General features: G+C 75.1%; 8 protein-coding genes. 6 read left to right on the plus strand and 2 right to left on the minus strand.

Translation table 11 applies throughout. The features are described 5' to 3' along the window. Nucleotides 1–20 precede the first annotated feature (20 nt). The 4 genes from IF651_RS05785 (at nucleotide 21) to IF651_RS05800 (ending at nucleotide 7,737) form a co-directional block, all read left to right on the plus strand. Nucleotides 21–1,727, plus strand: a complete 1,707-nt coding sequence (locus IF651_RS05785) for an outer membrane protein assembly factor BamB family protein (RefSeq protein WP_191828137.1) — start codon at nucleotides 21–23, stop codon at nucleotides 1,725–1,727. Nucleotides 1,728–1,765: 38 nt separating this feature from the next. Beyond that, a complete protein-coding gene (locus IF651_RS05790; protein WP_191828138.1) occupies nucleotides 1,766–3,517 on the plus strand; it encodes an outer membrane protein assembly factor BamB family protein in 1,752 nt (583 codons plus the stop codon). Between the two features lie 42 nt (nucleotides 3,518–3,559). Beyond that, the gene (locus IF651_RS05795; protein WP_191828139.1) at nucleotides 3,560–5,290 is read left to right on the plus strand and encodes an outer membrane protein assembly factor BamB family protein; all 1,731 of its coding nucleotides are present in this window, start codon (nucleotides 3,560–3,562) and stop codon (nucleotides 5,288–5,290) included. An 80-nt stretch (nucleotides 5,291–5,370) separates the two neighbouring features. Continuing rightward, entirely contained in the window at nucleotides 5,371–7,737 is a 2,367-nt protein-coding gene (locus IF651_RS05800) for a S9 family peptidase (protein ID WP_191828140.1), read from the plus strand. On the opposite strand, the gene IF651_RS05805 is transcribed toward IF651_RS05800, so the two are convergent. Both IF651_RS05805 and IF651_RS05810 read right to left on the minus strand, forming a co-directional pair. Next, a complete protein-coding gene (locus IF651_RS05805) occupies nucleotides 7,653–8,684 on the minus strand; it encodes a diacylglycerol kinase catalytic domain-containing protein (protein WP_241744139.1) in 1,032 nt (343 codons plus the stop codon). The genes IF651_RS05800 and IF651_RS05805 overlap by 85 nt on opposite strands. Nucleotides 8,685–8,686: 2 nt before the next feature. Then, nucleotides 8,687–9,742, minus strand: a complete 1,056-nt coding sequence (locus tag IF651_RS05810) for an SPFH domain-containing protein (RefSeq protein WP_191828141.1) — start codon at nucleotides 9,740–9,742, stop codon at nucleotides 8,687–8,689. An 87-nt stretch (nucleotides 9,743–9,829) separates the two neighbouring features. Here IF651_RS05810 and IF651_RS05815 point away from each other — a divergent pair, with 87 nt between their 5' ends. Further along, nucleotides 9,830–10,669 (plus strand): NUDIX hydrolase, encoded by an 840-nt coding sequence (locus IF651_RS05815; protein ID WP_338403797.1) that lies wholly within the window; start codon nucleotides 9,830–9,832, stop codon nucleotides 10,667–10,669. 665 nt (nucleotides 10,670–11,334) lie between these two features. Further along, nucleotides 11,335–12,423: a hypothetical protein gene (locus tag IF651_RS05820; RefSeq protein ID WP_191828142.1), complete on the plus strand. Its 1,089-nt coding sequence runs from the start codon at nucleotides 11,335–11,337 to the stop codon at nucleotides 12,421–12,423. Nucleotides 12,424–12,435 lie beyond the last annotated feature (12 nt).

Here is a 12,435-nt window from a genome sequence, read left to right on the forward strand (position 1 = left end):
CGGACCCGTAGGATCGCCGGGTGCCACTGCGACGCCGCGCGGCCGATCCCGACCGCCACACGTTCGAGCTCGTCGAGGACCTCGACGTGGGGACCGCTCCGGCCGGCGAGGGTTCCGTCGGTGCGACACCGGGCACCACGGATCCACCCGCGGGCCGGCTCGACCCCGCCACCCGACGACGTCGTCGTCGCGTGGTGGTCGCGGGCGCAGCGGCCGCGGCGCTGGTCCTGGCCGGCATGGTGGCGGTCGACGTCGTGTCCTCGCGCGCGGACCGTGCCCGGCTCGCCGACGCGGCGGGCGGGGTCTTCTCCACGGCGCACGAGCCGCGGGTCGCGTGGGAGCGCGACATCGACCTCAGCACGGACTCGTTCTCGTTCGGCACGGGCGCGCTCGTCCTGAGCGAGGGGGACGTCGTCGTCGGGTACGACCTGGAGTCGGGCACCGAGTCGTGGCGCCGCACGTTCGGCGGCCCGACGACGTGCGGGTCCGGGGTGCTCCGGTACTCCTCGGCCCCCGCCGACCCGGAGGGTCGGCTCGTGTGCCTGCCCGGTGCTCCCGTGGTCGGTGCGTCCGGCGACGGGGGCACGGAGGGGTCCTCCGCGGGTGCCGTCACGATCCTCGCGGCCGACGGGTCCCCGATCCACGAGCGCGCGTTCGACGAGGCAGCGGGCCCCGGGGCGACCGGCGGCGACGTCGGCGGTCTTGCCGACGTGCGATGGCTGCGCGCCGTCCCCGGGCCTCGTGGCAGCCTGCTGTGGACCGGCCGTGTCGGGCCCGAGCCGGAGCTGCAGGGCACCGAGGTGCTGTTGGAGGCCGAGGCCTCCGGCGTGGGGGCGCAGGGCGAGCCGGGCGACGCAGTGGTCGCGGTCCAGGACGTCGCGTCGGGAGATCTCCGGTGGCACGAGACGGTCGCGGCCGACCGCGACCCGGAGGACCCGTACTCGTGCGTCTCCTTCGATACCGAGTCCTGGGAGGGCGGTGCGCCCGAGACCGGCAGTCTCGACCTGGACCAGGTGACGGCCTACGGCGGCGTCGGCGTCGTCGTCGTCCAGGGATGCGGCGTGACGGCGACCTTCAGCGAGGACGGGGTGCGGCTGGACGCACCTGACGACCCGATCGACGGGGCCGCGCTCGTCGGTGGTCGCCTCGTACGCGACCCGTCCGGTGGGCCGGCCCTCGGTGGGTGGACCGGACTGCACGGCATGTCCGGCGGTCCGCTGCGATCGGCAGTGCTCGCCGCGGACGGGTCGGTCGACTGGGAGGCGCCCGGCATCCTGCTCCCGCCCGCTGCGACCGACGGGCGCTCCCGGCTCTGGTTCAGCACCACCGACGACGGCCTCGTGGCTCTCGACGAGTCCGGGCGACAGGAGTGGGTGGCGGACGTCGTCGGAATGCCGGACGAGGTCCTCGTCGCGACGAAGGACACGGTGGTGGTCGCCACGATGGCGGGGCTCGCGGGACTGGACGCGCGTTCCGGGACGGAGCGCTGGACCCTCGAGCGCGCAGACGACGAGGACGCGCCGGCACCGCACACCGTGACACAGGCGTTCACCGACGGTCGAGTCGCGCTGCTGCAGGTGGACACCGGCACGGGGGGTCGCCAGGTCGGGGTCGGGCTGGCCGACGGTCGCGTGGTGTGGACCTCCGACGCCTCGGAGCACCAGCTGCTCGCGGTGCAGGGGCATCTCGTGCGACTCGGGGAGCACTCCCTCGCGGTCATGGGCTGAGACGCAGGCTGCCTCCGCACGAGCCGTAGGATCGTCGGGTGCCCCTGCGACGCCGCGCGGCAGACTCCGACCGCCACACGTTCGAGCTCGTCGAGGGCCTCGACGACGCTCTCGACCCGGACGTGGCCGGCGTGGTCGGGAGCGCTCCCGAGGGCGATGCGCGCGTCGCTGCCGAGCGCGGCCAGGACGGTTCCGACTTCCCGGTCGACGGACCGACGGCCGCGACGCTCCGTCGTCGGCGGCGCGTGCTGCTCGCGAGCGTCGCGGCCGTCGCGGTGGTCCTGGGCGGCATGGTGGCGGTGGACGCCGTGACGACGCGCCAGGACGAGGAACGCCTGGTCGAGGCGACGGGTGGGATCGCCTCGGCCGCACAGGAACCGCAGGTCGCGTGGGAGCACGCGATCGACCTCAGCACGGAGAGCCTGACGTTCGGGCCCGGCACCTTCGTCGTGAGCGAGGGGGACGACGTCGTCGGGTACGACCTCGACACCGGGGCCGAGACGTGGCGCCGCACGTTCGACGGCCCGACGACGTGCGGCACGCCCTCGCTCTGGTACGCGGCGACACCCGGTGTGCCGGAGGACGAGCTCGTGTGCGTCCCGGGCACGGCCCAGGTGGTCTACGACGACGACGGCGAGCACCGGCCGATGGCCGTCACGGTCCTCGCCGCCGACGGGTCCGTCGTCGCGGAGCACGAGGTCGACCGGGTCGAGGGCCCGGACCCGACGGGCCGGGAGGCGGCAGCGCTGGACGACGTCCGCTGGCTGCAGGCGGTTCCCGGCCCGGGTGGTGTCCTGCTCTGGACCGGGCGAGCGGGCCCGGAGCCGGCGCTGCAGGGCAGCGAGGTCACGCTCGACGCGGACGCGGCGGGGGTGCAGGTCCGGGGCGAGCCGGGCGACGTCGTGGTCGCGGTGCAGGACGTCGCGTCGGGCGAGGTCCGCTGGCACGCGACGGTGCCGGCACGGCGCCCGGGCGACGACCCGTACGCGTGCGTCCAGCTCGGCGACGCGTCGTGGGAGGGCACGACGCCCGAGACGGGCGTGCTCGACCTGGACCAGGTGTGGTCCTCCACCGGTGCGGGTCTCGTCACGGTGCAGGGTTGCGGCGTGCTGGCGTCGTTCGGCGCCGACGGGGTGCGGCTGGACGACCCGGACGAGCCGGACGACGTGGGCGTCCGCGTCGGGGACCGCTACGTGCGTGATCCGACCGGAGGCGCGTACGGCTCCGGCCAGACAGGCCTCGTCGACGCGTCGGGCGAGCCGGTGCACTCGTCCGTGCTCGCCGCGGACGGGTCCGTCGACTGGGTGGCCCCCGGCCTGCTGGTCCTGCCCGTGGCGACCGACGGGCGGTCGTCCCAGTGGTTCAGCACGCGGACCGACGACGGCGCGCTCGTCGCGCTCGACGGCTCGGGTGCGCAGCAGTGGCACACCTCGACGACGGCTGGCCTGTCGGACCAGGTGCTCGTCGCGACGCGCGACACGGTGCTGGTGCCGACTCCGAAGGGGTTCGCGGGGCTGGACGCGGGGACGGGCCGCGCGCGCTGGACGCTCGAGCCTGCCGACGACGAGGACGCGCCGGCGCCGGGCACGGTGTGGCAGGCGTTCACCGACGGTCGGCTCGCGGTGCTCCAGACGAACGGCGGCACAGACAGCAGGCTCGTCGCGGTCGACCTCGCGGACGGACGGGTCGTCTGGGCGGCCGACGACGTCGGGGACGGCTACTGGGGGCTGCTCGCGGTGCAGGGACGGCTGGTGCGGTACGGGGAGCAGTCGATCGCGCTCGTGCGCTGATCGGGTTGACCGTGCGGTGGGGGAGGGCCATAGGGTCGTCCCGTGCCCCTGCGACGACGCGCGGCGTCGGCTGACCGCCGGACGTTCGAGTTCGTGGACGCGACCGACCACACGTCGGACGCGTTCGACGACGAGCCGCTCGACGCTCCTCCGGCGGGCGCGCGGGCGCACCGGACGCCGCACGGTGACCGCGCTGCCCCCGTCGACGGTCGGGCCGGGACGGACGAGCCCGACCCTGCGGCGCGGGCCGCCTCGCGCCGACACCGGATGCGCGCCGCTCTCGCGGCGGCAGGTGCGCTCGCCGTGGTCCTGGCAGGGATGGCGGCGGTCGACGCGGTCACGTCGCGCAACGACCGCGCGCGGCTCGTGGCGGCAGAGGGCGCGCTCCTCCAGGCCGACGCCGCGCCGCACGTGACCTGGTCGCTGGAGGCGTCGTTTCCCTCGGATCCCGTCTCGTTCGTGTCGGGGGCGGTGGTCGTCTCGGACGGTTCCGACGTCGTCGGGTACGGCCTGGACTCGGGGGAAGAAGCGTGGCGCGCGTCGTTCGACGACCCGACCCTGTGCGGCCCGTCGGCCCGTTGGCCCGCGTCCCGGGTGCGGGTGCAGGAGTCGCTCGTCTGCGTGCCGGGCGGCATCGTCAGGCCGGGTGGCGACGGCGGCGAGCACGAGCCGGCGACGGTGACCCACCTGGGCGCTGACGGGCAGGTCCTGGCGTCGCACGAGGTCGACGTGGACGAGGGTCCCGACCCGTCGTCCACGGAGCTCGGCGACGTGCGGTGGAAGGTCGTGGCCCCCGGCCCGGACGGCGGGCTGCTGTGGGTGGGCCGCGCCGGTCCGGTGCCGGAGGGCCAGGGCGAGGTGGTGGAGATCGACCCGGAGACCGGGAGCCCGGACGTTCTGGGGAACGCACGCGACGCCGTCGCGGTGATGCAGGACGCCGCCACGGGTGCGGTGCGATGGATCGCCACCGTCTCGGCGGAGAGCTCCTCGGACACCGCGTTCTCGTGCGTGCGGTGGGACAGCACGCAGGACGGGGAGCGGCAGGAGGGCACGGCCGACCTCGACCCGCTCTGGGCCTTCACGAACGGCGGGGTCGTCGTCCTCCAGGGGTGCGCCGTCAACGCCTCGCTGAGCGCGAGCACCGGTGCGAGGCTGGACGACCCCGCCCGCGCCGACGACGAGGTCGTGCCCTTCGGTGACCGGTTGCTCCGTGATCCGACCGGTGGGGTGGTCATGGACGGCGCCGCAGGTCAGCTCTACGACGAGTCGGGCGAGCCGATGCGGTCCGTGGTCCTCGCCGACGACGGGTCGGAGGTCTGGGAGGCACCCGGATTCGTGTTCCCCCCGTCGGCGACGGACGGCACCTCCACGTCGTGGTTCGCGAGCGACGAGGGCGAGCTCGTCGCGTTCGACCACGCCGGCGAGCGACGGTGGGTCGGTGAGACGGCCGGACGGTCCGGCAGGGTGCTGGTCGCGACACGAGAGGTCGTCGTCGTCCCGACGAGCAGCGGTCTCGCGGGTCTCGACGCGGTGACCGGGACGGAGCGCTGGACCCTGGAGATCGCGCTCCACGATGTGCAGCAGGCGTTCACCGACGGGCGCACCGCCGTCCTGCGGACGAACGACGGGACGGGGGACCGGCTCGTCGGGATCGACCTGGCGGGCGGCCGGGTCGCGTGGGAGTCGGACGGGGCGGACGGCTACTCGAGTCTCGTCGCGGCCGAGGGGCGGCTCCTCCAGCTCACCGAGCACTCGATCGACAGGCTCGGCTGAGCACGAGCCCTGTGGCCAGGGGCGGTCGAGGCTCTGCCGAGGAACAACCCGGTGCGGGCGTGCGCGACTACGCTGACCAGATGCTCGACGACGTCACCGCATCCTCCCCGCCCGCCTCCCTGCAGCACGGTCCCGTCGCACCCCGCCGACCGACGTCGCGCACGCACCACGGCGAGACCGTCACGGACGACTACGAGTGGCTGCGCGACAAGGAGTCGCCCGAGGTGGTCGCGCACCTCGAGGCGGAGAACGCGCACACCGAGGACCGGCTCGCGCACCTCGCGCCCCTGCGCGAGCGCATCTTCGCCGAGATCAAGGGCCGCACGCAGGAGACCGACCTGTCGGTCCCCGCCCGGATGGGCGGCTTCTGGTACTACTCGCGCACGGTCGAGGGCCGGCAGTACTCGTTGCACGCACGCGCCCCGGTCGACACGTCCCTGGGGAGCGACGCGCGCTCTGCCTGGATCCCGCCCGTGCTGGAGCCCGGCGTGCCCGTCGACCGCGAGCAGGTCCTGCTGGACGGCGAGGTCGAGGCCGCGGGCCACGACTTCTTCTCGCTCGGGTCGTTCGACGTGTCCGCGGACGGCCGGTACCTCGCGTGGGCGGCCGACACCGTGGGCGACGAGCGGTACACGCTGCGGGTCCGTGACCTGACGACCGGGTCGGACCTGGCGGACGTCGTGCCGGGGACGTTCCCGGGAGCGGTCTTCTCCCCGGACGGCCGGTACGTGTTCTACCCGACGGTCGACGACGCGTGGCGCCCTTGGCGCGTGTGGCGCCACGAGGTCGGCACGCCCGCGGAGCAGGACGTCGTGGTCTTCGAGGAGCCGGACGAGCGCTACTGGGTCGGTGTCGGGGTGAGCCGGTCGCAGCGCTACGTGCAGATCGAGCTCGGCTCGAAGATCACGTCCGAGACCTGGCTGATCGACGCGTCCGACCCGACGGCCTCCCCCCGCGTCGTCTGGCCCCGCCGCGAGGGAGTGGAGTACACGACCGAGCACGCGGTGGTCCCCGATACCTGGCTCCCCGGCGAGCATGCGGCTGCGTCCCGTCAGCACGGCCTGACGGGCGACGAGAGCATGGTCGAGGGGGAGCAGGCGCATGGTCGAGATGTGCTGCTCGTGCTGCACAACGAGGGCGCGGAGAACTTCGAGCTCGTCGTGGTCGACGTGGGCGACTCCGCAGTCGGGGCGGAGGGGGCCCTCGTCGTCGTGCCGCACGACCCGGCGGTGCGGCTCGAGGGGGTCGACGCGTTCGCCGACCATCTCGTGCTGTCCTACCGGCGGGACGCGCTCGCGCGCGTCGCGGTGATCGACCTCGCGACGACGGCGCAGGCCGCCGCGGCGCGTCCCGCGGGGCTGCCGACCCCGATCCGCACCGGCGACACGGTCGCGCCGGGCGAGCCGTGGCACGTGCACGAGATCGAGTTCGACGAGCCGCTGTTCACCGCGGGCCTCGGCGCGAACCCGGAGTGGGACCAGCCGACGGTCCGGTTGGGCTGCACGAGCTTCGTCACGCCCGCGACCGTCTACGACTACCGCGTCGCCGCCGACGAGCTGACCCTCCTCAAGCGCCAGCCGGTCCTCGGCGACTACGACCCGGCGCACTACGTGCAGCGCCGCGAGTGGGCGACCGCCGAGGACGGGACGCGGGTCCCGATCTCGCTCGTGTGGCGGCGAGACGCGCTCGGGCTCGACGCGACCGGGACCGGCGCGGACCCGGCGCCGCTCGTGCTGTACGGGTACGGGTCGTACGAGATCAGCATCGACCCGGCGTTCTCGGTCTCCCGTCTGTCGCTGCTGGACCGGGGGGTCGTGTACGCGGTCGCGCACGTCCGCGGCGGCGGCGAGCTCGGTCGCGGCTGGTACGACGACGGCAAGACCCTCACCAAGCGCAACTCGTTCACCGACTTCGTCGCGGTCGCCCACCACCTCGTCGAGACCGGCTGGACGAGCCCGCGGCGCATGGTCGCCCAGGGTGGCTCCGCGGGCGGTCTGCTCATGGGTGCCGTCGCCAACCTCGCGCCGGAGCTGTTCGCGGGCGTGCTGGCCGAGGTCCCGTTCGTCGACGCGCTCACGTCGATCCTCGACCCGTCGCTCCCGCTGACCGTCGTCGAGTGGGACGAGTGGGGCGACCCGCTGCACGACGCGGACGTCTACCGGTACATGGCCTCGTACACGCCGTACGAGAACGTGCCCGACGACGCGTCGCACTACCCGCGCATCCTCGCCGTGACGTCGTTCAACGACACGCGGGTGCTGTACGTGGAACCGGCGAAATGGGTCGCGCGCCTGCGTGCGGCCGGTGCCCCGGCGCTGCTGAAGATCGAGATGAACGCGGGGCACGGCGGGGTCTCCGGCCGCTACGAGGCGTGGAAGGAGGTCGCGTACGAGGACGCCTGGGTGCTCGACGTCCTCGGTCTCGCGGGCCCGGCGGCGGACGACTGAGGCACGCCGGGACGCACGAGCCGGAGCGGTGCGCCGGCGGTCCGCACCGTCACCGTCTGGCCCCAGGACGCGACGAGCCGGTCGTCCTCCATCCCGTCCCCGAACACGACGAGCCGGTCGGACGCGACGGTGAGCTCGACGTCGCGCCCGTCCTCGACGTACCCCTCGGTGAGCCGCGTGCCGGTCGCCGGTGACGGCCACGCCTCGCGCACGAACCAGCCGAGGCGAGCCTCGGTGCGACCGGGTGCGCGGCGCCCGCCGCGGTCGTGCGCGAGCGACGCCCACCAGCCGGTCGCGCCCGTCCCCGTGGCGACGAGCACGCCCGACGACGACTGCCGCTCCTCGCCGTCCTCGCACCGCAGCGTGTAGCGCGCGCTCTGGTGGGTCGGGTGACCGACGAACACCTCGTTCAGCGCGGTGAGGGACTGCCCGTCGTCGAGGTCCGCGCGCACGGTGGTGAGGGCGTCCACCGGCAGGAGGGCGACCCGGTCGGGGGCCGGCCCGGACACGGCGCCGTCGGGCACGGGACGGGCAGGGACACCCAGCCCGCGCAGCACGGCCACCGCGGCATCCACGCCGTGCCGCACGAGCACGCCCGCGTTCACGCCCGGCTCGGGGTCGACGCCGAGGACGGGCTGGCCGTCGAGGTACTTCGCGACGTTGGCGACCAGCCCGTCCTGCCCGACGACCACGACCAGGTCCTCGGGCGCGACGAGGAACCGCGACAGGTCCGACCGCTCGACGTCGGCCCGTGCCCAGTCCGGCGGCAGCGCCGCCACGACCTGCTCACGAACCGCCGTGAGCGCGTCGTGGCGCGACTGGACCTGTGCGAGCGTCCGCCCGCGCGTGCGCAGGAAGAACTCGGCCTGGCCGCGCGTGCCGTGCCGGTCGACGAGCTCGTCCAGCTCGGTCCGCCGGTGCACGACGACGGCGCGTCGCCGCAGCATCGTCAGGCCGCCTTCCCGGTGGGCGCGGTGCCCGGGCCGTCGGGCGCGCCGTCTCCCGCGAGCGCTCCGGTCAGCAGGGCGCCCAGGGTCCCCGTGAGCAGGTCCGGCGTGATGGTCAGGTTCTGCACGGTCGGCAGCGACCGGGCGGCGTCGCGCAGCGCGAGCGCGACCAGGGTGCTCCGGCCGACGTCGCCGTAGACCTCCATGCGGGCCTGCTCGGCCGCTGCCTCCGCCGCCCCGACCGCTCGTACCTGCTCGGCCTGCGCCTCGGTGGCGAGCGTCGCGCGCTCGGCCGAGCCGCGCGCGTCGATCATGCCCGCCGCGGCCTTCTCCCGCGCCGTGCGGCGCGCGTTGGCCCCCTCCTGGGCGACGAGGTGCTCACGCCGCGTCGCGAGCTCGATCTGGCTCGCGAGCTCGTTCTCCGCGATGACGCGCTCGCGCTCCACGGCGAGCGCCCGCCGCTCGTACGTCGCACGGTCGGCCTCGGCCTGGACGTGCTCGCGGGCAGGAGTCTGCAGCGCGCGCTCGACGTCCTTCTCCGGCCGTACGGCGAGCACCTGGACGCCGATGACCGCGATACCGGTCGCGGCGAGGCGCGGGTCGGCGGGCAGGACCTGGGTGAGCAGACCCCGCACGCGCGGGACGCCCGCGGTCATGGCGTCGGCGAGCGACATGGCCGCCACCGTGTCGGCCGCGTGGCTCTGGGCGAGCTGCCCGACGATGCCGGCGACCTGGTCCCGGCCCGCGGTGCTCGTCTCGCCGCTGCGGGCGTCCACCGCGAAGTCGAGGCGCTGCGCGACCGTCACCGGATCGGTGAACCGGTAGGTGACGTTGGCCTGGACGGTGACGTCCTGGTGGTCGGCCGTCACGGCGTGGAAGAAGATCGGCAGCTCCTGGTCGTCGACGGGGACCTCGCTGAGGACGGTCGTCGACGGGCGGAACCAGAACGCCTGCCCGACGCCCTGGTGCGCGACCCGGCCGCGGCGCAGGTGCACCACGTGGCCTGTCGGGCTGCCGAGGAAGTGCCGTGCCCCGGGGTACCTGCGGATGGTGGTCATCGTGGTCTCCGTCCCTTTGTTGTCACACTGACGATAAAGCGATCCGCAGTTATCGTCAAGGTGACACCAGGAAGGTACGGTGGGTTCGTGACGACGAACCGCGAGCCGCGCCCCGGCGACGTCCCGCCCGGTGCCGCGCTGCTGCCCGTGACCGTCGACGTCGTCGCGCTCACCGTGCGCGACGACGCGCTCCACGTCCTGCTCGTCGAGCGCGGCGTCGAGCCCTTCCGCGGTGCGCTCGCGCTGCCGGGCGGGTTCGTCCTGCCCGACGAGCGGCTCGGCGAGGCGGCCCGGCGCGAGCTCGCCGAGGAGACCGGCGTCCGGACGCCGGGACACCTCGAGCAGCTGCGGACCTACGGCCCGCTGGGCCGCGACCCGCGCGGTCCCGTGCTGTCCGTGGCGCACCTGCTGCTCGCCCCCGAGTTCGGCGTCGTGCACGCCGGCTCGGATGCCGGGGGAGCGGCGTGGCACCCCGTCGAGCACCTGCTGCGCGACGCGGCCGGCCACCCGGGTCCGGACGAGCGCACGGGCGCGACGGTCGCCGGGCGGCGGCTCGCGTTCGACCACGAGCGGATCCTCGCCGACGGCGTCGAGCGCGCGCGCGCCAAGCTCGAGTACTCGGCGCTCGCCGCCGCGTTCTGCGCTCCGGAGTTCACGATCGCGGACCTGCGGCGTGTCTACGAGGCGGTGTGGGGCGTGCGCCTCGACCCCCGCAACTTCTCCCGCAAGGCGACGGGCGCGGTCGGGTTCCTGGAGCCGACGGGCGCGACGACGTCGGGCGGGACGGGTCGACCCGCCGCGCTCTACCGCGCCGCCCGTCCCGTGCCAGGTCCTGTGCCCGGCCGTCCCCACGGCCAGGACCCGGACGACGCGCCCGCGAGCGTGCCCGCGGTGCTGGACCCGCCCCTCATGCGCCCCTCGCGGTGAGGCCGCCGGGTCCACGGGGAGAGCTCCCCCTGGACGGTGGCTCCGGCGTCGCTACTCTCCCTGCATGACGACCTACAGCTACTGGCGTTCCGAGGACGGGAACATCCGCGCGCTCAACGATGCGCTCGCGGCGCAGTCGGCTCGGGCACGGGCCCGCGAGGCGTCCCTGAACCGACGGCTGCACTCGCTCGAAGGGAACCTGTCCAACCAGGTCGAGGTCCTGTCGCGGCTGGTCAACGCGCTGATCGAGCTCGGCGAGGTGCGCGACGAGCTCACGCTCTTCACCCCCGCCCGCCGCGCGCGCGACGCCGCCCGTGCTCTGACCCGGGCGGTGCTCGACGGCGCGGGCGACGTCTCGCACCTGCGGCAGTCCCCGGACCTCGCGGACGTGCCGGGATACTGGCTCATGCCCGCCGTCTTCGCGGTCGCGGAGGCGCGCGCCGGACGCCTCGACCGGGAGGCCGCGGACGACGCGGTCGCACGTGACCGCCGGCGCGCGTCGACGTACCTCGTGGCGGTGTGCACCCTCGTCGGGCATCCTGAGCTCGCGGCCCCGTGGGTCTCCGTCGTGCTCGAGGCCCCCGTCCTTCCCGCCTCCGGATGGGGGGGACGCGACCGGCGACGGGACGTCCGCGCGAGGGGACGACGCGCCCGACGAGGTCGCGGTGACCGTCGCCGAGCGCTCGCTGTGGCGGGCGGCCGCGGCCGGGCTCCTCGACCCGGCGGCCCGTGCCGCCGTGGGGTCCGCGGTCGCGGAACGGGTAGGCCTGCTCGACGGCGGCGCGCAGGATCGTCTGCGCGCGAAGCTCCTGGAGACCGCGCCGCGCATCACCGGCAGCGACGGCTCGGGCTGGGGCACCCCCGCGGGCACCGTCGACGAGCTGGGCGTGCTGCGCGCCTGGCACGGCTGGGCGCAGGCCCTCGGCGCGGGTCCGGGCAGCGCCGCACCGGGACCCGTGGGCACGGCGGGGTCGGACTCGGAGAATCCAGGTCCAGGTCCGGGTGCGGCGGACGGGCCGGGTGACGGAGCTGGGATCCCGGTGAGCACCGCGCTGCGGACCGTGGTCGACAGCCTGGCGGACGAGGGCGCGCCCGTCGAGCGCGACCTGCTCGCGCGGGCCGAGGTGCTCAACGACCGCGTCGGGCGCGAGCCCGAGGACGGCGGTCCTTCCTGGGACGCCACGGCGGGGAACCTCGTCGACCTCCTCGTCGACGACGCGCGCGGGGACGACCCGGGTCGTGCCGCCCTCGTCGCGCCGTTGCTCGTGGCGGACCTCCGCGCGGGCGTCCACGCCGGTGCGGGCCGTCTCGTCGACGCCCCGGCACCCGTCCGCACGCTGCGCCTCGCCGGGCACACCGTGACGGTGACCCCGACCGACGACGGCGCGACCACAGCCGGCACCGCTCGCGCGGCCTACCTCGCGCGACCGGTCGACGGCCCGTCGTGGGCCGTCGTCGGGGTCGCCGGCGCCGTCGCTCTGCTGTCCGTGGTCCTGGGCGTCGTCGTCAGCCCGGCGTTCGCCGTGGTCGCCGTCGTCGGCGGTGCCGTCGCGGGCTGGCAGTGGTTCGCCGGGAACCGGCGAGCCGCCGACCAGCGCGCCGACGCGGAGCGCACGGCGCAGGAGTTCGACGCGAAGGTCGCCGACGCGCGCACCGCCGTCAGCACGGAGGCCGCCGCCGCGCAGACGCTGCGCGAGGACGTCGCGACGGTCGTCGCCGAGCTCGACGACGCGTTGGCGGCCGTCGCCGCCTAGATGTTCGAACGA

The organism is Cellulosimicrobium arenosum, from assembly GCF_014837295.1.
GTDB classification, from domain to species: domain Bacteria; phylum Actinomycetota; class Actinomycetes; order Actinomycetales; family Cellulomonadaceae; genus Cellulosimicrobium; species Cellulosimicrobium arenosum.